The organism is Streptomyces tsukubensis, from assembly GCF_003932715.1.
Lineage (GTDB): Bacteria > Actinomycetota > Actinomycetes > Streptomycetales > Streptomycetaceae > Streptomyces > Streptomyces tsukubensis.
Map to the genome: position 1 here is coordinate 1,638,678 of NZ_CP020700.1, position 19,617 is coordinate 1,658,294.

The following is a 19,617-nucleotide window of genomic DNA, read 5'->3' on the forward strand; positions in this document are numbered from 1 at the left end:
CCTCAGCGGAACGACCGTTGCGGGTGCCGCACGCCCGGCGCAGTCCCTCCTTCCGCGGTCCGCTGCCGGACGGACCGTGCTCCCCGCGCACTCCCGGCGTCCGCCGACGTGGGGCGCGGCAGGCCGCGTACCCCCGGGTGCGCGGCGGAGGACGGCTGACCGAAGCACTCAGCGCATGATCGCCCATGGGGCGGGTACTCCCCCGGAACCGCCCGTTCAAGGACGAAGTGCCAAGGTGGGTTCCGTTTTTGGGGCCCTCCGTGGGAACGTCGTCTTCCGGCCATACCGCGGCGACCTGCCCGCCGCGCTTCACCCTCCGCCGCACCCTCACTCCGGAGCTGCCCCATGAGCCGTGCCCTTCTTCCCAGCGAGCGGGAGCCGCGCTGCGGGCCCCGCACTCGGCCCGGCGGCACGGCCCGCCACCGGGGCTGCGCCGTCACCACGGCGCTCACGCCCCCGCCGTACCACCCCCGCACCCTCCGCACCCCCCACATCAAGGAGATCGCGTGACCACCCCGCCCGTACTGCTGATAGCCGGCCACGGCACCCGGGACGCCACCGGGGCCGATGGGCCCCCGGGCCCGGCCCGGAGGCCCGGCCGCCGCTGCCCCCGGCCGCTCGCCGCCGTGGGCTCCTTCGCCCTGTCGTCGCGGTCGGCCGAGGCCCCCGCACGCCCGGCGCGCGGGGCGGGGCCCGGCTCCGGTGGGGGGAGAGGCTCCAGATCGGGGGTGCATCCCGGGGGCTCCGGCGGGCCGGGGTCCCGCGGAGGACGCCACGGGGAGCCGGGGCTCCTCGCCGATGGCGGAGAACACAGGGAACGCAGGGAACGCAGAGAGCGCGAAGAACACGGGCGCCTCGGGGGACACGGCCCGCACGGAGAGCACAGTGACCACGGCAGCCATGCACACGCCCACTGACCCTTTCGACCTGCGCCACCACGGTGACGCGGAGATGCGGGACGCCGCCGCGGGCCTGACCGACCTCGCGGTGAACGTGCGCACCGGCACTCCGCCCCCGTGGCTGCGCGAACGCATCACGGATTCCCTGGTGTCCCTGGCCGCCTATCCGGACGGCCGGGCCGCTCGCACCGCCGTCGCCGAACGGCACGGCCTGCCGTCCCGGCGGGTTCTGCTGACGGCCGGGGCCGCGGAGGCGTTCGTCCTGATCGCCCGGGTCGCCGGGGAGTTGGGCGTACGGCGTCCTCTGGTCGTGCATCCTCAGTTCACCGAGCCGGAGGCGGCGCTGCGGGACGCCGGGTTCGCGGTGTCCCGGCTGCTGCTGCGCGAAGCGGAGGGCTTCGCACTCGACCCGTCGGCGGTGCCGGACGACGCCGACCTGGTGGTGATCGGCAATCCGACGAACCCGACGTCCGTGCTGCACCCGGCGTCCGCGATCGCCGCGCTGGCCCGTCCGGGGCGGCTGCTGGTGGTGGACGAGGCGTTCATGGACGCGGTTCCGGACGAGGCCGAGACTCTCGCGGACCGTACCGACGTCCCCGGGCTGATCGTGCTGCGCAGCCTCACCAAGACCTGGGGGCTGGCGGGGCTGCGGGTCGGCTACGTCCTCGCGGAACCGGAGACGGTGGACGCGCTGGAGCGGGCGCAGCCGTTGTGGCCGGTGTCGACCCCTGCGCTCGCGGCGGCCGAGGCGTGCATGGACCCCGCGGCGCTGAAGGAGGCCGAACAGGCGGCCCGGCAGATCGCGGTCGAGCGGGCCCATCTGCTGGCCGGGCTCGCGGAGTTCGAGGAGGTCAGGGTGGTGGCCGCGGCGGAGGCGTCGTTCGTGCTGCTGCATGTGCGCCACGGTGCGGCGGTACGGGAGCGGCTGCGGCGGCTGGGGTTCGCCACCCGGCGGGGAGATACGTTCCCCGGGCTCGGGCCGGAGTGGATCCGGATCGCCGTCCGGGACCGGGTGACCACGAACCGGTTCCTCCAGGCCCTGGACCAGGCACTGGCGATGGTCGGCGCCTGAGCCCGCCGGGCGGGTCCGGGCGGGCGGCCGGTGCCCGCTGCCGGGGTCGCGACCGCTCCGCCTCCGGGCCGCGTCGGCCGGGTGCCCGCTGGGTATAGGACGTTCGCCCGGCGGACTCCCTGCCGGACTGTGACCGGAAAGAGAGCCGGCGTGAACCGGAACCGACGACGAGTGGTGGCCTCCGCGGCCCTGGTGTTCCTGGCCGCGGAGGCGGCCGCCGTGCAGTTGTTCCTCCCCGCGCGGCAGAGTGTCCGGCTGGGAATCTGCGGCGGGCTGACCGGCGCGACCGCGTTATGGCTCTGGGCGATGCTGCGATGTCGTCCGGCGAGCGGTGAATCCTGTACGCCCCGGCCGCCGCGGGCCCCCGGGGTGCCCGAATGCGAGGGCGGACGCGTCAGCGCCGCCCGCTCCCACGGCCGCGGTTCGCGGCTGCCCTGACGCGCCGAGCGTACGCCCGCGCAGACCGCGCCCTCCGGTCCGGGCCGCACCGCCGTCGGAACCCGGGCCGGGCGGGCGGAATCGGCCGGAGCCCGGCGGTTTCCGGTCGTCGTGGGGCCAACGGCGCGTATTGCCGCGCCTGCTGGCCATGATCGGCTGGGGCGCGCCGGACCGTGCCCCGCCGGTGGCCGTCGGTGGCCGCCGGTGTTCCGCCCCGGTCGGTATCTGCCGGGCCGGGAACCGGGCTGCCGCCACCGCGACGCCCGGCCGACCCGCCGCCGGACCACCACGCCGGACCGGGGGACCACCGGAACCACCGGACCGCGAGACCGCCGGACCACCACGCCGGACCGCCACAACGCCCGCCCGCCCGACTGCCCGACCGCCCGGAGGAGTGCCCCGATGCCCACCGCTCGCGCACGTGTGAGTTCGGCCGTGATGACCCATCCCGTACGCCGTGCACAGGCCCAGGAGCTGAGCGACCGGCTCGGCCTCGGCGGACTGGCGCTGGACCCCGATCCCGGCGGTCCCCCCTCCGCCCTGCGTACGGCCCTGGTGGCCTGGGCGCGCACGGCCGAGGGCGCGACGCACCATCTGATGATTCAGGACGACGTCGCCGCGCCCGACGACTTCGTCGATCTGGTGGCGCACTGCGCGGACCGCTTCCCCGACGACGCCCTGGCGTACTACACCAACTGGCACGCCCGCAACGGCTCCGCGGCCCGGCTCGCCGCGCTGGCGGGGGCGGGCTGGGTGCGGGCGGCGCCGGAGGAGTTCACTCCGACGCTGGCGATCGTCCTGCCGATCGCGCTCGCCGACGGATTCCGGCGGTACGCGACGGGCAGCGCGGAGCGCCACGACGACGAGCTGATGGCCGCGTTCCTCCGGGGCCACGGGCGTTCCGCCCTGCTCGCGGTCCCCACGGTCACCGAGCACACGGGCACCAGCAGCATCAACGGCCATGCCTCGCAGGGGGTACGGCTCGCGGTCTGCCCCTCGGAGTCCGCCGACGCGCGTCCGCTGCTGCTGGACGGCTGGGTGCTGGAGGAGCTCGACTGGCTGCCGTACATGCGGTACGGGGAGGGCTTCATCCGGCTGCCCGGCCAGGACACCACGCCCGATGCGCGGCACCACTTCACCTGGCGGGAGGCGCTGCCGCGGACGGGTCTTTCGGAGGCGGCGGTGCTCGGCACGCTCGGCTCGCGGGCCCCGGCGGAGGAGAAGCAGGCGCGGCAGGTGGCGGAGGCGTTCGGTCCGTCCTTCGCCGACGAGCTGTGGATCCACTGTCTGCTGCTGGGCGTGCAGGCGCGGGCCGCCGCCCGGCGGTACGCGCCGGGCGGCGGGGATCCGGCCCGCACCGCGGCGGCCGAGAAGCTGCGAGCCGCCGCCGTGTCCACGGTCGGCCCCGCGGGACTGTCGCCGGAGCGGCGCCCGGAGGCCGGCCGGGAGCACACGGCCCTGCTGGCCGAGTACGCCTTCGCCGCCGTCAGCTCCGGGGAGCGGCTTCCGGAGCAGGCCCTCGCAGATCGAAGGTGACCCAGACGGCCGGTTCCCAGTAGACCGCCCGGTCCCGGGCGCGGTCCACGCGCAGGGTGGAGAGCCCCTCGGGGAAGACGTAGTCGCCGTCCCCGGGGAAGGCCATTCCGGTCCAGCTCTCCCACTCGGCGACCGTGCCACTGATCCTGGAGGAACGTTCCATCGCGGCGGTGACGGTGCCGCCGAGCCGTACCTGGGTCCGGATCCAGGGGTCGAAGGGTTCGCCGTCCTCCCGGGTCCAGGTGGCGTACCGCTCGATGGGCGCCAGCGGGTAGCGGTGCTTCCAGATCGGCCGCAGGGGCACGATGAGATGGTCGAACCCGTCGGCCCTGGCGAGATCGGAGAGATGGGTCAGGAGCGCCTTGGAGTGGCCCGAGCCCTGGTGCTTGGGGGCGACCTCGACCCCGAGGGCGACCAGCGCGGTCGGCTTGCGGCCGGTGTCCCGGGCGAGGTAGGCGGCGCTGATGGAGTCGTCGAGCCCCGAGCCGAGGTCCTTGGGGGTCCCGTCCCAGACGCGGGGCAGGGAGCGGCCCGCGCCGAGGATTTCGTCGCGTTCCTCGTCGTACAGCAGGAACTGGTAGTCGCGGAATTCCTCGAAGAGGCGGTTCCAGTGGGTTTGGTTGATGTCGCCGTGCAGGTTGTATTCGGGGACGACCCCGGCGAAGACCTCGGGAATTCGGTCCCACAGTTCGGGACGTTCCGAATGATTGACGAAGCGGGGACTCATCCGGCGGCTCCCACGGCAGGCTTGACGGCTTCCCAGACGATGACGATCGGAATGTCGTTCCAGGCCGCCCTGGCCGCCTCCGAGATGTGTTCCTCATATCCGCCGGGGGCGAGCCGCCCATTGAACAGCGGTTCGTAACAGGCGCGTACCGACAGTCCGGCGGCGGTGAAGGCGCGCAGATAGTCCCCGGCCAGATGGACATGGTTGCGGACGAAGGCCAGTTCTTCGTCGCCCGCGACGAACAGACACTGGCCCTGGAGGGTGACGACGAAGGGGTGCAGATCGGAGACGATCACCCGGCCGCCGGGCCGGACCACCCGCGCCAGTTCGGCCACGGCATCGGTGAGATCGGGCATATGGGTCAGGGCCAGGGTGCTGACGGCGAGGTCGACGGAGGCGTCGTCCACCGGGAGCTTCTCCAGCCGGCCCTCGTGGAACTCGCCGTCCGGCACCTTCCGCCGGGCGTGTTCCAGCATGTCGGGGGATTGGTCGACGCCGATGGTGCGGTAGCCGCGGGCAGCCAGGGCGGCGGTGGTGCGGCCGGTGCCGCAGGCGGCGTCGAGTGCGGTGCCGGCGGGCCCCTCCTCGAAGAGCCGGTGCACGATGGGCTCCTCGACCTCCAGATAGGAGCTGGGCAGGGAGTCGTAGATGCCCGACCAGGCGGCGTATCCGGCGCCCGCGTCCAGCTCGCCGACGGACGCTCCCCCGCCGGGCAGGTCCTCCGCGGGCCCGTTCGCGTACTTCCTGATCTCGGCCAGCCGCCGCTCCAGAAACGCCTCGTCCGTGCCGATGGCGTTACGCAGCAGCGCCAGCCCCTCGATACCGAGAACGAGTTCCCTCACCCGGAATTCCGATTTATCCGATGCCACGAACATCCTCTCAGCCGGGGTTTCCCTACCGAAACCCACTACTCTTCTCCGATACCGAACGGTAGTTTTCCGCCCGCTTACCCGCATGCTTACCGATGTGCTTCCCCACTGCTTCCGGGCATGCTTCTGCGCGCTACCCAAGCCCTTCCTCCCGCACTCTTGAAACGTTTCAGTTGGCCGGAATCAACTGGCGAAAGTCCGGTCTTCCCCAGGTGTGTTGTTGCAGCGGGCACCTTCTCTTAGCATCGGGCGCCGTCGGCCCGCGAGTGACGGGCCTGTTCCGGGGAGGGACCGTGATTGAGGGGTATGCGGGGCGGGAGAGCGTGACGGCCGGTGAGGCACTCGCCCTCCATGTGTCGACCGACGCGCCCGCGTTCCGGGTACGGCTGTACCGGCTGGGCCGGGAGCTGGAGTTCATGGCCGAGTCGGGTCCGTACCCCGGGATACGGACCGATCCGCCGCCCCATCCGGAGGGGATCCCCGGGGTGGCATCGCCCGCCGTGGACTGGGGCTTCCCGGAGTACCGGATCGACGTGCCCGGGGAGTGGCCGACGGGCATCTATCTGGCGCACCTGGTCGAAGAGGGGCAGCGGGAGACGGTGCCGCTGCTCGGCGACGGGGACATCGAGGGCTTCGCCCGGGAGTTCTTCGTGGTGCGGCCCCGGCGCCCGGGCGGCCGGGGCCGGATCCTGTACAAGAAGTCGACGTTCACCCGGCACGCCTACAACCGGGCGGACCGCGAGGGCGTCCCGCGGGCCGGGAGCCTGTACGACAACCCGGTGTACGGCACGGGCGGCGACGGCCGGCCGCGTGGTCACCGGCTGAGCATGCGGCGTCCGGGCGGGGTGATCGACCTGGCCTGGTGGGACGCTCCTTTCATCGGCTGGCTGGAGCGGTGCGGTTACGCCGTCGAGTACTGCACGGACCTCGACCTCCACCGGGATCCCGGGCTGCTGGCCCCGTACGACCTGCTGCTGAGCGTCGGTCACGACGAGTACTGGAGCACGGCGATGCGGGAGCACACGGACGCCCATCTGCGCGCGGGCGGGAACGTCGCCTTCCTCAGCGCCAACACCTGCTGGTGGCGGGTGCACCTCACGGACGACGACACCGGGCTCGTATCCGACACGGACCACCACGTCGACGGGGTGTTCCCGCATCTGCCGTCGACGGATCTGTGGTGGGCGGCCCCGCCGGACGGCGTCGGCACCCCGGAGAACGTCCTGACCGGGGTCAGTTTCCGCAACGGCGGGATGTGGCCGGGCGAGTGGCCGGGCGACCGTCCGCGGGTCGGCTACCGGGTCCAGCACGCCGGGCACTGGGTGTTCGAGGGCACCGGACTGCGGGACGGTTCCGACGGTGGTCCCGCGGACCGTCTGGGCGCCGGGACCCCGCTGATCGGCTACGAGTGCGACGGTGCGGCCTTCGCGTACGACGAACGGGGCGTCGCCCGGGCGACCGGCGCCGACGGTACGCCCGCCTCTTTTCTGATCCTCGGCCTGTACGAGCTGTCGCCCGTCAGCGAGGACGTGACCACCATGAAGTGGGGCCACTGGAACTGTGTGGTGCGCGAGCCGGAGCGGACCGGCCCGCGCGCCGCGACCATGGGCGTGCACACGGTCGAGGGCGGCGGGACCGTCTTCACCGCCGGGACCACCGACTGGCCGGTGATCTGCGGACGGGAGGAGGATCCGGGCGTGGTACGGGTGACCCGCAACGTCCTGGACCGGCTGTCCCGGCGGGCCGGAGCCCCGGCCGGGCCCTGAGCCCGGTCGCCGTACCGGACCGTGATCGGTCGCCGTACCGGACCGTGGGCGTGGCCTGCCGCCCCGGGGGCCTCGTGGGCACCCCGGGGCGGTGTCTCGCGGCCCGCCCTACGGTGTCGGATCCGTCAGCGTGCGCAGGGTGGTGATCCGGGCCGCGCCCCGGGGCAGGGGCGGAGCGGTGCCCTCCACCGCCCGGTCGGGGCGGTGGAGGTGCGCGGCCCGCATGCCGAGGGCCAGCGGCCCCAGCACATCGGGCTCCCACATGTCCCCCACGAAGAGCGTGCGGCCGGGGGTGGTGCCGCAGGCTTCGAGGACGGCCCGGTAGATCAGGGGGTGCGGTTTGCGCACCCCCGCCCGGGCCGAGCTGACACTGGAGTCGACCAGTCCGCCGAGGCCCGCGGCGGTCACGGCCCGGTCGAGGTCCCAGAACCAGTTGGAGCAGACGACGATCCGCAGACCCCGTCCGCGCAGGCGCGCCAGGGAGTCGAGGACGTCGGGGAACAGCTCCAGGGCCAGGGTCTTCCCGGCCCGGTCCAGTTCGACGGCCACCTCCCCGGCCACATCGGCGGGTACGCCCCGGTCCAGGGCGTGCCGCCGCAGCCGGTCCACCTCCCAGGCGCGGTAGGCCGCTTCGGACACCGAGTGTTCCCGGTGGTCCTCGCCGTCCGCGATCCCGGTCGACCACATGTCGCCCCAGCGGTCGGCGGCGGCGTGGAGGCCCCGGCGGCGCAGCACCGCGTCGTGGGTGGGCGGCAGGGGCGGCACCATCCGGACGAGCGTGCCGTAGAAGTCGAGGGCGACGGCGTCGACTCCGTCCAGGAGGGAGCCGTGGGCGACGGCGCCGGGCCCCTCCGCCCGTGCGGCACCCACCGTCTCAGTACTTTCCGTGGCGGCGCGGGAAGTAGTCCTGGCAGTCGCCTTCGCGCTCGATGTCGACGGTGGCGCAGTGCAGTCCGCCGCCGAAGGGGCCGACGGCCCGGAACGGCACCGGCACGATCTCGAAGCCGTACCCGGCGAGCTGCTCCGACAGCTTCACCTCCTTCTCCTCGATGCAGAGGGTGTTGGCGTCCAGGTTGAGCATGTTCCCGGCCAGCCAGGGGCTGCAGAAGGAGAGCTTCGGCGGATGGTCCCAGCTCGCAGGCTGCACCGCTTCGACGATCTCCCAGTCGTTGAGCTTGAAGAAGTCCATCAGCTCGGGGTCGGCGAGCCGCTCGCCGCAGTGGAGGACCAGCCCGGGCCGGAGCGGCACCCAGGTGGCGTCGATGTGCAGGGGGTGGGTGTTGGTGGAGGTGACCGCGTGCACCCGGTGGTCCGGGAAGTGCCGCTTCAGCCAGTCGTAGCCGCTGCGGTTGGTCACGAAGGAGAGCTGGACGAAGAGGTCCTTGCCGAAGCGTGCGATATCGGCCGCGTCGAACAGCGGCTCCTCCTCGGTCAGGACGAGGTCGTAGTCGCGGACCTTGGCCAGCTGCACCTCGGTGGGCAGCTCGTTGTAGGTGTCCCAGAACTCGGTGTGGTAGCTGGCGTCGGTCAGCCGCGGCTTGGGCGCGGCCTCCCAGCGCATCCGGGGGTCCGCCTTGAAGAGGTCCTGGAGGAGGGGCCGGTAGCAGAGGTACTCGTACCAGCGGCTGCGGTACGACATGGTCGCCTCCAGCACCTCGCTGCCGACGGTCAGCAGCAGATCGCGGGGCGGCATACAGCCGGACATGGTCTCCTGGGTCCAGTCCGGGGTCGAGACCTGCTGGTTGAAGTCGACGGGTGTCGGCCGGTCCACGCGGATACCGCGCCGCCGCAGCATGTCTGCGAAGTTGTCGAGCTGCTCATTGGCCTCGGCCGTCATGTCCTCGGGCATCGGCCCGTAGGTGCCGAGGGGGAATCCGTCGTCGGGGAAGTCACGACGTACGGCCGGTTCGGGTGCCTGGACCACCGCCTCGTCGGCCCTGCCGACGATGACATGACGCAACGGGTCCCAGCCGTTCCACGAGTTGACCCGGACGGGACGTTCGCTGGTTTCACCGCTCGTCGTGCCGTGCTCAATCACCGGTCCATACCCTTCGATCGGGGACGCAAGGGAGTTCACCAACAGCGCGGGCCGGAACACCGGTCCGCAGGAGGCCCGTAGAGATCACGGGAGATCACGAGAAAAAATGAGCCAGCGGGTACGCACCCGTCAAGGGCACCCGAGCCGGGCATCCCCCCTATTCACGCCAATTCGGTGGCCTTCGGTGATCCGGACGGCCCGATGAGCAGGTGTCCGGGCCGTTGGACGCAAAGGCCGAGGCCGTGCAGGAACATTTCATAATGCGCGGTCCGATCCTGGCCAAAAAGAGCTGCCCGGGTAGATCGGCGCACTTTGCTGGGTAGATAGGAGCCCGGTTCGGCCAAGTCTGGAGAGATCGAATCCTCGAAAGGGGGACAGTCATGCGACGATCCCGTTCTCGCACCGCCGTCCGTACCTCCGGCGCACTGGTGCTCGCCCTCGCCGCAACGGCCTGCGACTCGGGCGGCAAGGGCGGTTCCGCAGGCGGTGGTGGATCGGACGAACTGACCGTGTGGCTGACCATCGACGCCAGGGAGAGCTGGCCCGGTCTCATCACGGCGACCAACAAGCGCTTCGCGGAGCGATATCCGGGCGTTCGGGTCGATGTGCAGTACCAGCAGTGGACCAGCAAGAATCAGAAGATTGATGCCGCATTGGCCGGCCGGGACGTACCAGATGTGGTCGAGATGGGCAACAGCGAGACCACCAATTACATCGTCAATGGCGCATTCAGTCCGGTTGACGAGCAGAAATTCGATCATTCCAAGGACTGGCTTCCGGCTCTTGCGGACGCGTGTCGACTGAACGGGAAGACTTACTGTGTGCCCTACTACGCGGGCGCCCGCGTAGGCATCTACCGGACAGATCTCCTCCGGGAGATAGGTGTCGCAAAGCCACCGTCGACCTATCCGGAGCTGCTGTCGGTTCTGGACAAAATGAAGGCCAGATTCGGCCGGACCGACAAGAACTTCTCGGCCTTCCATATGCCGGGGCGCTACTGGAGCGCCGCGATGGCCTATGTCAAGGACGCAGGGGGCGAGATGGCCGTCCAGCAGGACGGGCGCTGGCGCGGTGCGCTGGCTTCCCCCGAGTCCCTCAAGGGCCTCACCGAGTGGAAGAAGCTGCTGGACACCTACTACACGGGTGACCGTTCCAAGGACAACAGCGACGAACCCGGTGTCGTGGGCCAGGGCAAGACCGGCATGTTCTACGGCAACACCTGGGAGGCCAACGCCGCGGCCGATCCGAAGGCGGGCGGCAATCCGGCGATGAAGGGCAAGTTCGCCACCTTCCCCTTCCCCGGCCCCTCGGGCAAGCTCATGCCGCCCTTCCTGGGCGGCTCCACCCTGGCCGTTCCCGTCAAGTCCCGCAGTCAGGACATGGCCCGGGAGTGGATCCGGCTCTTCACCGACCGGGAGTCGCAGCGCACCCTGATCAAGGCCGAGACGCTGCCCAACAACACGATCCAGCTGCGGGACGTCCCCGCCGACGGCATCAACGGGGCCGCCGCGATCTCCGCCGCCCGGGGCTGGGTCACCCCGCTGGCGCCCGGCTGGGGAGCCGTGGAGAAGTCCAACGTCCTGCCGGAGATGCTCCAGGCGATCGCGACCGACAAGAAGTCCGTCGAGCAGGCGGCCAAGGACGCCGACCGGGCGATCGACGCGGTGATCAACGACAACTGACGCTCCCGGCCGCCCTCCGATCCGCCGCCCCGCGGGACCGGTGGCCACAGGTGCGCCCGCGCTCCGCCGCCCGCCGGGCCGCACCGGCGGGCCGGGCCGGGGCCGGGCGCCCCCGGCCCGCGGGGGCACCTCACCGCCGCGACCCGACGAACCGAGGAGACCCCCCGCATGGCGACCGCAGATCCACCCCATCCAACGCGTCCGGCCGGGACGCCGGTACGCCCCTCCCCCGGTCGGGGCCGCCGGACGGCCCGTCCGCCCGCCGCACGCTCCTGGCGGACGCTGCGCCGCCGGGCGGTGCCGTACGCACTGATCGCGCCGACCGTCCTCGCGCTCGCCGCGGTCCTCGGCTACCCCCTGGTCGAACTGGTACTGCTGTCCTTCCAGGACATGACCCGGCGGGAGCTGTTCGCCGGCACCGAACCGCCGTGGGTCGGTCTCGACCAGTACCGTACGGTCCTCTCCGACCGCTTCTTCTGGGTGGTCGTCGGCCGTACCTCCCTCTTCACCCTGGTGTGCACGGTCGCGACGATGGGCACGGCGATGCTGGTGGCCCTGCTGCTCCGGCGGGTCGCGCCCTGGGTGCGGCTGCTGACGGGCGCCGTCCTGGTCGCGGTCTGGGCGATGCCGGTGATGGTCGCGGCGGCGGTGTTCCGCTGGCTGGTGGACCCCGAGTTCGGGGTCGCCAACTGGCTGCTCGGGCTGGTGCCCGGAGTCTCCTTCGAACGGCACAACTGGTTCGAGGACCCCTGGCAGGGGTTCGCGGTGATCGCCGCCGTGGTGATCTGGGGTTCTCTGCCCTTTGCCACGATCACCCTGCAGGCGGCGCTCACCCAGGTGCCGCCGGAGCTGGAGGAGGCCGCCAGGGTCGACGGCGCCGAGGGGACGAAGGTCTTCCGCCACATCGTCTTCCCGGTCATCCGGCCCGCGTTCGTCATGGTGACGTCGCTGACCGCGATCTGGACCTTCGGCGTCTTCAACCAGATCTGGCTGATGCGCTCGGGCACCCCGGAGAAGGAGTACTACCTCCTCGGGGTCCACTCCTTCATCGAGTCCTTCGCCGTCAACCGCTACAGCACCGGGGCGGCGATCGCCGTGATCACCGTACTGCTGCTGCTCGCCGGTGCCGTGGTCTACGTACGCCAGCTGGTCAGAATGGGAGAGGCCGAGTGAGCACCGACGGAACCGTCAACACGGCCACGGCACCGGGTGCCCGGCGCCCGGACCCCGAACCGGCGGCGGCAGAGCCACGCACCGTACGGCCCGAGCAGCGGGCCGGGCAGCGGCGGCGGCGCAGACGGTCCCGGCTCGCCAACACCCTGGCGCTGCTGTTCTGCGCCGCCATGGCCTTCCCGGTGTACTGGATGCTGCTGACCGCGCTCCGCCCCGCGCACGAGATCCGCCGCAACCCGCCGCGGCTCTGGCCGAGCGGGCTGACGCTGGAGAACTTCCGCCGGGCCATGGAGTCGGAGACCTTCTGGTCCAGTGTCCGGGCCAGCGCCCTGGTGGGCGTCGGGACGGTACTGGTCTCCCTGGTCATCGGGGTACTGGCGGCGTACGCGGTGGCCCGGTACGCGTTCCTGGGGCGCCGGGTCTTCGTCCTGGCGATCCTCTCCATCCAGATGATCCCGCTCGCCGGACTGATCATCCCGCTGTATCTGCTGCTCAGCGACGCCGGTCTGACGGACAGTCTGACCGGGGTCGTCCTCACCTATCTGGTCTTCATGCTGCCGTTCACCGTCTGGCTGCTGCGCGGCTTCGTGGTCGCCGTCCCGGCCGAACTGGAGGAGGCGGCCATGGTCGACGGGTGTACCAGGGCCGGGGCGTTCCGCCGGGTGCTGCTGCCGCTGCTGGCCCCCGGACTCGTGGCGACCTCGGTCTACTCCCTGGTGCAGGCGTGGAACGAGTACGTCCTCGCCTATGTGCTGCTCTCCAGCGACGAGAAGCAGACCGTCTCCATCTGGCTGGTGTCCTTCCAGACCACCTTCGGCACCGACTACGGCGGGCTGATGGCGGGCGCCACCCTGACGGCCCTGCCCGTCGTGGTCTTCTTCCTGATCGTGCAGCGGCGGGTGGCGAACGGACTGGCTGCGGGCGCCGTCAAGGGATGACCACCCGGGCCCCGCCTCCGTACCGCGTCCACCCGGTCCGGGCACCGCCGGCACGGGCCCCGCCGACACCGGCGGGGCCACCCGGCCGACGCCCGTGAGCCCCGGCCCGGCCGCCGCCGGTCCGCGCGCCGTCCGTCACCGGCCGTCCCCGACTCCCGGCCGGTCCCGACTGTTCCCGGCCGTTCCCGGCCGTTCCCGGCCCTTTCCGGCCCTTTCCGGCCCTTTCCGTCGATCGTTCCGTCCGTCGCCAACGTCACGCCGCCAATGCCGTCGGCGCACCCCCCCTTCCCATCCCCGGAAACCGTTGCCGGTCGCGGCTGCCCGCCGACGGGCCCGCGGCCTGCTCCCGACCAAGCAGGAGAACATCCGTGACGTCCGACCGTCTTGACCTGGTTTCCAAGCTGTACCAGCCGTCCGGCTGGCCCCGAGTCCTCGAAGTCGCCTCCGGACAGCGCTCCACCGCCCCCCTGGTGGTGGACCTCGACCCGACCACGTTCTGCGATCTGGCCTGCCCCGAGTGCATCAGCGGAAAGCTGCTGAACCAGGGCCGCTTCACCCCCGAGCGGCTCGCCGAACTCGCCGCTGAGCTGGTGGAGATGTCCGTCCGCGGGGTCGTCCTCATCGGCGGCGGCGAACCGCTGGCCCATCGCGGCACCCGCCAGGTGCTGCGCACCCTCGGCGAGGCGGGCATCGCCATCGGCGTGGTCACCAACGGCACCATGATCCCGCAGAACCTCGACGAACTGGCCCGGTACGCCTCCTGGGTGCGGGTGTCGATGGACTCCGGGAGCGCCGACACATACGGCGTGTTCCGCCCCGACCGCAAGGGGCGGAGCGTCTTCGACAAGGTGATCGCCAATATGCGGCTGCTGGCCGCGGAGAAGCGGGGTGCACTGGGATATTCGTTCCTGATCATGACGCGACGGCAGCCGGACGGCTCCTTCGTCAGCAACCACCACGAGGTGCTGCAGGCGGCGCGGCTCGCCAAGGACATCGGCTGCGACTACTTCGAGTCCAAGGCGATGTTCGACGACGGGCACCACGTCATCCAGATGCCCGAGGAGACGCTCGCCTCCGTCGTCGAGCAGCTGCACGAGGCGGAGAAGCTGGCGGACGACACCTTCGAGATCATCGACTCCTCGACCCTGACGACCCTGCGCAACCGGGTGGGCCCGGTGCAGCCGAAGGACTACCACCGCTGCCCGGTGGCGGAGCTGCGGACACTGATCACCCCTTCGGGCGTGTACGTCTGCTCCTACCACCGGGGCAATCCGCTGGCGAAGATCGGTGACGCGGTGACCGAGAAGCTGCCGGACATCTGGGCCTCGGCGGACCGCGGGATCGTCGACCCCAGCCGGGACTGCCGCTTCCACTGCGCCCGCCACCGCTCCAACCTCGAACTCCAGAAGATCGGGGCCGGAGCGGCGGCGGCGGAACCGGCCGAGGACTACGACCCGTTCATCTGATCCGGTACGGGCCGGAGGCGGCTGTTGCGCGCCTCCGGCACCGCACCGGCCGACGCCCGGGTGGGTATCACCCGGGCGTCGGGGTGTTCCCCGCGCAGGGCTTCACGGAGCGCGGCGGCGATACCGTCGGCGTCGGCCGTGCGGCAGACGCCCACCAGGGCGCCGCCGCCGCCCGCGCCGCTGAGCTTCAGCGTCAGTCCCGTGGACCGCTGCGCCAGCGCGCGCAAGGTCTCCAGCAGGGGCGTCGACATTTGCTGGTGGTCCCGCATGGTGATGTGCGCCCGGTCCATGGCCTCGGCCAGTGCGCCGAGTTCCCCGGAGCGGATCGCGGACCAGGCATCGGCGGAGGCGGCGTCGGCCTCCTTGAGATAGGCCGCCAGGGCGGGATCGCCGTCCCTGAGCTGGGCCCGTACGGTCCGGATATGGTCGGAGGTGTCCTTGCGGGACGCGGAGTCCAGGACCAGGACCGCCCAGTCGGCGGGGAAGACGGCCCGGTCCGCGACGGCGGGCAGTCCGGTGGGCCGGCCTTCGAGCAGCAGCGCCCCGCCCTCGATGACCGCGAGCTGGTCCATCCCGCCGCCGTTGAAGTGCGCGAACTCGAATTCGTAGGCCCATTGCGCGAGCGTGTCCACCGGGACGGTGTCCGGTGCGGGGACACAGGCTCCGGTGTAGGCCCGGAACAGGCCGACGATCAGGGCGGTCGACGAGGAGAGCCCGCTGGCGGAGGGCGCCTCGCTGCGCACCTCGACGGCGGGCGGGCGCGGGGGCAGTCCGGCGAGCCGGGCCCGCAGGAAGTCCCACACCTGATCGGCCCAGTCGCCGGTGGGCGCCGGGGGCGGTCCGGGGACCGTGGTGACGACGGTGGGCAGGTCGAGGGCGACACTGACGCCGCGTCCGCCCAGCCAGTCGAGGTCCTCGCCGGACAGGCAGGCCCGGCAGGGCACCGCCGCCCGGACCCCGAGCCGTAAGACGGCGTCCTGGTGGCGGTCGCCGCCGGACCGGGCCGGCTCCGGGACCGCACCGGGCGCGGACGCGGGCCGGCCGGCCCCGTTGTGCTCTCCCGGGCCTTCCGGCACCGGGGACGTGCGGGCTTCCGTGGATCCGGTCACCGGGCCTGGAACCTTCCCGTTGCGTTGAACTCGCGGTACATCTCCAGCACCGCGGCGGTGGGCTTGTGCAGCGGCGCGGGCGGGTCGTCCGGGCGGTGCCAGGCGATCCGCACCACTTCGCCGGGGTCGGGAGACGGCTCCCCGGCCCAGGTCCGGGCGGCGAAGAGCAGGGCGAAGCAGTGCATCACATCGCCGTTGGGGTAGGTGAAGGTGTGCAGCCCGGGGTCGGAGAGGGAGCCGAAGGGCACCAGGTCCTCCCGGCGCACCAGCAGACCGGTCTCCTCCTCCAGTTCGGTGACGGCCGTTCCGGCGAAGTCGCTGCCCTCCTCGCAGGCTCCGGCCGGGATCTCCCACTGCCCGTTGTCGGCGCGCTGCTGGAACAGCACCCGGCCGTCGGGGTCTTCGAGGAGGATCTGGGCCCCGGGCATCAGCAGCAGTCTGCTGCCGACGGACTGCCGCAGTTTCCAGACGTACGATCCGACGTAACCCATCCGTGCCGTTCCCTTTCGTTCACCGGCTGTGGCCGCCGGTGTCACGCCTGCTCCGTCAGCCAGGCGGGCACCGCGTCCGGCGTGGCGTTGAGCCAGCGCACATACCGGTCGACACCCTCGCGCACGGTGATGCCCGGGGTCCAGCGCAGCAGTTCGCGCAGCCGGTCCGTGGCGGCGTAGCCGCCGAGCGGGTCGTCGGCGGGGCGCGGGGTGGTGAGGAAACGGGACCCGGGGTAGTAGGGGGCGATCAGTTCGGCGACGTCGCGCACGGAGGTGGCGATGCCGGAGCCGACGTTGACGGTCTCGCCGACCACTCCGTCCTCGACCAGGGCGAGCGCGGTGGCGGCGGCGATGTCGTCGACGTGGACGAGGTCACGGACCTGGAGGCCGCCGCCGTTGAGCCGCATCGGCAGTCCGGCCCTGGCGTGCATGGCGAGCCACGCGACCATCCAGGAGTGGCTGCCCGGCTTGGGGGTCTGCGGATCGCCGTAGACGGAGAAGTAGCGCAGGATCGCGTAGTCGGTGCCGGTCCCGGCGAGCAGCAGCCGGGTCTGGTGCTCGCCCCAGAGCTTGGAGTTGGCGTAGACCGACAGCGGGTGGGGCGCCTGGTCCTCGGTGAAGCGCTGGGGGCCGTCGAGCGGGGAGGTGCCGTTGCCGTACACCGCCGCCGAGGAGACGAAGACCATCCGGCGCACCCGGGCCGTGGCGGCTTCCTCCAGGACGGTCTCGGTTCCGGCGACATTGGCCTCGAAGGCGATGTCGGGGCGGCGGGTGCAGGCGGCGACGTCCGCGAAGGCGGCGGCGTGCACCAGCAGATCGGCGCCGTCCATGACCCTGCGTACGGCCTCGCGGTCGCCGACGTCTCCGACGACGAGTTCGGCGCCGGAGCGCCGGGTGCCGAAGCGTTCGTGGGTGGCGTCCGGGTAGGCGTCCATCCGGTCCAGGACGACGACCTCCGCCTCGGCGGCGAGGAGCAGGGCGGTGAGCCTGCTGCCGACCAGACCGCCGCCGCCGGTGACGACGATCCGGGAGCCCCTGAGCTTCTCCAGCCGCGCCGCGACCGAATGGTCCGCCGCGCTTTCCGGGGCATGTGCCGGTGCGTGTGCCGTTTTCTGTTCCGCCGAGTCCGTCGTCACCGCGTTCTTCCCGTCGTTCCGTTCGCCGTTCCGTCCGTTGTGCTGCTGGTCGCTCTGGTCCGTCGCAGCGTTTGCGCCAGCGTTCGTGCCCGGCATGCAGACTCCTTACGGCCGATACGGCCGCTCCGTTGGTGAATCGTGTACAGCAGCCAGCATGACGATCTTCAACGGCCGGAACCAGGGCGCCTTTTTGGCACTCTTGCGGACCGGGAAAGGCTCGCCGTAGTGTCCGGATTCGTATGCGGCCCACCGGATTCCCCCACCGCTATTCGGCCAGCGCGGCGGAAAACCGTTGCGAAAAGGGCGGAGGAGTCGGGGAAACGGCGAACCGCCCGAAGGAGCGCGGGGAACCGGAGGGGCCCGGCGCGGGCCGGCCCGGGAACGGAGCACGGAGGATCTGTGACGTCTTATCGTCTGAGCGGCGCGGTGATGACCCATCCGAAGCGGCTCGCGGCCGCCGAGCAACTGGCCGGCGCCGCGCCTCCGGGGGCGCTGCAGGTCGTCATGGACCCCGACCCGGGCGGCCGCCCCTCGGTGCTGCGGACGGCGCTCGCCGCCTGGTCGGCCATCGGGGAGGACGCCACCCACCACCTGGTGGTCCAGGACGACATGCTGCTCTCCGACTCCTTCTTCGAGCGGGCCGGGGCGGCGGTGGAGGCGATGCCGCACGCGGCCCTCGCGCTCTTCGCCCTCTGGGATTCGCGCAACGGCGCGGCGGTGCGCCTGGGGGCACTGGCCGGGGCCCGCTGGGTGACCGCGGTCAACGAGTACTTCCCGTGTGTCGCGATCGTGCTGCCGCGCGATGCGGCGGCCGGGTTCGTGGATTACGGCAGGGCCCGGCTCGACGCCTGGCCGGACGACATCCTGATGTACCGCTTTATGCGCGACAACGGCATCCCGGGCCATGTGTCGGTGCCGAGTCTGGTGGAGCACGAGGACCACGGCAGTATTTCCGGCAACGCGTTCCGGGGCCCGCGCCGTTCGGTCTGTTTTCTTCCGGACGACCGCCCGGCGGACGAGAGCGTCCGATTGCCGGGGTTGCGGGTGGCGCCGTTCTTCAAGAACGGTGTCGCCCAGTGCGCGGTCCGGCTTGAGGAACCGGGTCCCGAGCGGTGGCTGCATCTTGAATGCGAGTCTTTTCTGGAGGGCTCGGGAATTCGTGGAGAAAGACTGGATTCGGCCATGCTGGGATTGACCGAAGTGACGGACCGGGAGGCGGTACGGGGTACCTGGCTCACGGCGTTCACGCTCGGCTTCGTCCATCGGCGCGACGGCCGGGGGGACGCCCCCGATCCGGCGCGGGATCCGGTGCTGGCGGAGGCGCTGGCGACGATCGGCCCCGGCGGTATCAGCCACCGCCGGTCCGAGGAGCAGATCGCGGAGGTACGGGACGAACTCGCGGCGGTCGCCGAGGCGGGGCTGGCCGCGGGCCTGGCGGCCGGGGAGCGCAGGCCCTCCCGGCGTCCGGCGGCGGGTCCGGCGCGCGCGGTCGCGGTGGGGCTGGCCGGCGGGGCGAGCCCGCTGGGCGAGCACATCGCCCGGGGCCTCAGGGACAAGGGCTTCACGGTCGCCGCGGCCGACCCGGGTGCGGAGGGCATGCTGCGGGGGCTGGACGCGCTGGTCGATCTGCGTCCGCTGCACCGGGCGGGCGGCCGGACCCCGGCGGGGGTCGCGCTGCGGATCCTCGACCGGGCGACGGGCGCGGTCCGCACCGACCACACCCTCTACACGGGCGATCTGTACGGGCCGGGCTGCCCGCGCGATTCGGTGATCGGCGCCCTGGTGTGGGACGCGGTGCGCTATCAGCCGCTGAAGGTGGCCGAGCCGCCGGAGGCCGGTCCGCGTCCGCTGCATCCGCTGCATACGGCGGATCTGGCGGATGCGCTGGCCCATGCGGTGGTCTCGCCCCCGGCGGAGCGGGCCGTCCTTCTGCCGGTGGGTGAGCCGCTGCCCGTGAGGGACGTGGCGGAGCTGGTACGGGAGGCGGTCAGGCCGGTTCCGGTGGAGGGCGCCCCGGCTTCCCGGCGCCGGGGCGCGGGCCCCGGGCCCGTACCGCAGGCGCCGCGGCTGCCGGGGTGGAAGCCGGTCCGGGAACTGCGCCTGGGGCTGCACGGGTTCGCGCAGTGGCTGGCGTACGAGGGCATCCGCTACGCACCGGTCTGACCGGGCGTCACCGGCGCGGCGGGGCCGTGCGGCTCGCCGCTGACCGGTGGCGGGCGGGGAGGTGGCGCGACCGCCCCCGCGCCGGGTGTGCGGCCCGGTGCGGGGCGGGGGCGG

General features: G+C 72.2%; 17 protein-coding genes. 10 read left to right on the forward strand and 7 right to left on the reverse strand.

What is annotated here, in order from left to right; all coding sequences use genetic code 11:
• The first annotated feature begins 345 nt into the window (after positions 1–345).
• From B7R87_RS05865 to B7R87_RS05880, 4 genes are all read left to right on the forward strand, one after another.
• On the forward strand, positions 346–510 hold the full coding sequence (locus tag B7R87_RS05865) for a hypothetical protein (RefSeq protein ID WP_157997769.1): 165 nt from the start codon (positions 346–348) through the stop codon (positions 508–510).
• A 390-nt stretch (positions 511–900) separates the two neighbouring features.
• Positions 901–1,971 carry an Rv2231c family pyridoxal phosphate-dependent protein CobC gene (gene cobC, locus B7R87_RS05870; RefSeq protein ID WP_040916671.1) on the forward strand — a complete coding sequence of 357 codons (1,071 nt, stop codon included), beginning with the start codon at positions 901–903 and terminating at the stop codon, positions 1,969–1,971.
• Positions 1,972–2,121: 150 nt separating this feature from the next.
• Positions 2,122–2,409: a hypothetical protein gene (locus B7R87_RS05875; RefSeq protein WP_130584525.1), complete on the forward strand. Its 288-nt coding sequence runs from the start codon at positions 2,122–2,124 to the stop codon at positions 2,407–2,409.
• Between the two features lie 402 nt (positions 2,410–2,811).
• A complete protein-coding gene (locus B7R87_RS05880; RefSeq protein WP_130584526.1) occupies positions 2,812–3,945 on the forward strand; it encodes a hypothetical protein in 1,134 nt (377 codons plus the stop codon).
• On the opposite strand, the gene B7R87_RS05885 is transcribed toward B7R87_RS05880, so the two are convergent.
• On the reverse strand, positions 3,896–4,672 hold the full coding sequence (locus B7R87_RS05885; RefSeq protein ID WP_006349999.1) for a GNAT family N-acetyltransferase: 777 nt from the start codon (positions 4,670–4,672) through the stop codon (positions 3,896–3,898). The two genes, B7R87_RS05880 and B7R87_RS05885, sit on opposite strands and share 50 nt — an antisense overlap.
• On the reverse strand, positions 4,669–5,514 hold the full coding sequence (locus B7R87_RS05890; RefSeq protein ID WP_040916668.1) for a class I SAM-dependent methyltransferase: 846 nt from the start codon (positions 5,512–5,514) through the stop codon (positions 4,669–4,671). The genes B7R87_RS05885 and B7R87_RS05890 overlap by 4 nt, the downstream gene beginning before the upstream one ends.
• A 320-nt stretch (positions 5,515–5,834) precedes the next feature.
• Between B7R87_RS05890 and B7R87_RS05895 the strand changes: the two genes are divergently transcribed.
• Positions 5,835–7,307: a N,N-dimethylformamidase beta subunit family domain-containing protein gene (locus B7R87_RS05895; protein ID WP_040916667.1), complete on the forward strand. Its 1,473-nt coding sequence runs from the start codon at positions 5,835–5,837 to the stop codon at positions 7,305–7,307.
• Between the two features lie 108 nt (positions 7,308–7,415).
• Here B7R87_RS05895 and B7R87_RS05900 read toward each other — a convergent pair whose 3' ends face one another.
• Together B7R87_RS05900 and B7R87_RS05905 are read right to left on the reverse strand one after the other, a co-directional pair.
• Positions 7,416–8,177 carry an HAD family hydrolase gene (locus tag B7R87_RS05900; RefSeq protein ID WP_006349996.1) on the reverse strand — a complete coding sequence of 254 codons (762 nt, stop codon included), beginning with the start codon at positions 8,175–8,177 and terminating at the stop codon, positions 7,416–7,418.
• Between the two features lie 4 nt (positions 8,178–8,181).
• A complete protein-coding gene (locus tag B7R87_RS05905) occupies positions 8,182–9,345 on the reverse strand; it encodes a hypothetical protein (protein WP_006349995.1) in 1,164 nt (387 codons plus the stop codon).
• Between the two features lie 380 nt (positions 9,346–9,725).
• Between B7R87_RS05905 and B7R87_RS05910 the strand changes: the two genes are divergently transcribed.
• The 4 genes from B7R87_RS05910 to B7R87_RS05925 all read left to right on the forward strand — a co-directional run bounded on the left by B7R87_RS05910 (position 9,726) and on the right by B7R87_RS05925 (position 14,604).
• Positions 9,726–11,027: an extracellular solute-binding protein gene (locus tag B7R87_RS05910; protein ID WP_045853138.1), complete on the forward strand. Its 1,302-nt coding sequence runs from the start codon at positions 9,726–9,728 to the stop codon at positions 11,025–11,027.
• A 168-nt stretch (positions 11,028–11,195) separates the two neighbouring features.
• Positions 11,196–12,200 (forward strand): carbohydrate ABC transporter permease, encoded by a 1,005-nt coding sequence (locus B7R87_RS05915; RefSeq protein WP_063838409.1) that lies wholly within the window; start codon positions 11,196–11,198, stop codon positions 12,198–12,200.
• Positions 12,197–13,138, forward strand: a complete 942-nt coding sequence (locus tag B7R87_RS05920) for a carbohydrate ABC transporter permease (protein WP_006349992.1) — start codon at positions 12,197–12,199, stop codon at positions 13,136–13,138. Before B7R87_RS05915 ends, B7R87_RS05920 begins: the two co-directional genes overlap by 4 nt.
• A 368-nt stretch (positions 13,139–13,506) precedes the next feature.
• Complete coding sequence (locus B7R87_RS05925) at positions 13,507–14,604, forward strand: radical SAM protein (protein ID WP_006349991.1); 1,098 nt, start codon at positions 13,507–13,509, stop codon at positions 14,602–14,604.
• Here the strand turns inward: B7R87_RS05925 and B7R87_RS05930 are convergent.
• Genes B7R87_RS05930 through B7R87_RS05940 form a run of 3 tightly spaced genes read right to left on the reverse strand, consistent with a single transcriptional unit; the run spans position 14,586 to position 17,436 of the window.
• Positions 14,586–15,713: a GHMP family kinase ATP-binding protein gene (locus B7R87_RS05930; protein ID WP_006349990.1), complete on the reverse strand. Its 1,128-nt coding sequence runs from the start codon at positions 15,711–15,713 to the stop codon at positions 14,586–14,588. The genes B7R87_RS05925 and B7R87_RS05930 overlap by 19 nt on opposite strands.
• Positions 15,710–16,204, reverse strand: coding sequence for an NUDIX domain-containing protein (locus B7R87_RS05935; protein ID WP_006349989.1), 495 nt, complete (start codon positions 16,202–16,204; stop codon positions 15,710–15,712). The genes B7R87_RS05930 and B7R87_RS05935 overlap by 4 nt, the downstream gene beginning before the upstream one ends.
• Before the next feature lie 41 nt (positions 16,205–16,245).
• Positions 16,246–17,436 carry an NAD-dependent epimerase/dehydratase family protein gene (locus B7R87_RS05940; RefSeq protein WP_006349988.1) on the reverse strand — a complete coding sequence of 397 codons (1,191 nt, stop codon included), beginning with the start codon at positions 17,434–17,436 and terminating at the stop codon, positions 16,246–16,248.
• Between the two features lie 303 nt (positions 17,437–17,739).
• Here B7R87_RS05940 and B7R87_RS05945 point away from each other — a divergent pair, with 303 nt between their 5' ends.
• Positions 17,740–19,503, forward strand: a complete 1,764-nt coding sequence (locus B7R87_RS05945) for a hypothetical protein (protein WP_130584527.1) — start codon at positions 17,740–17,742, stop codon at positions 19,501–19,503.
• Positions 19,504–19,617: the final 114 nt, after the last annotated feature.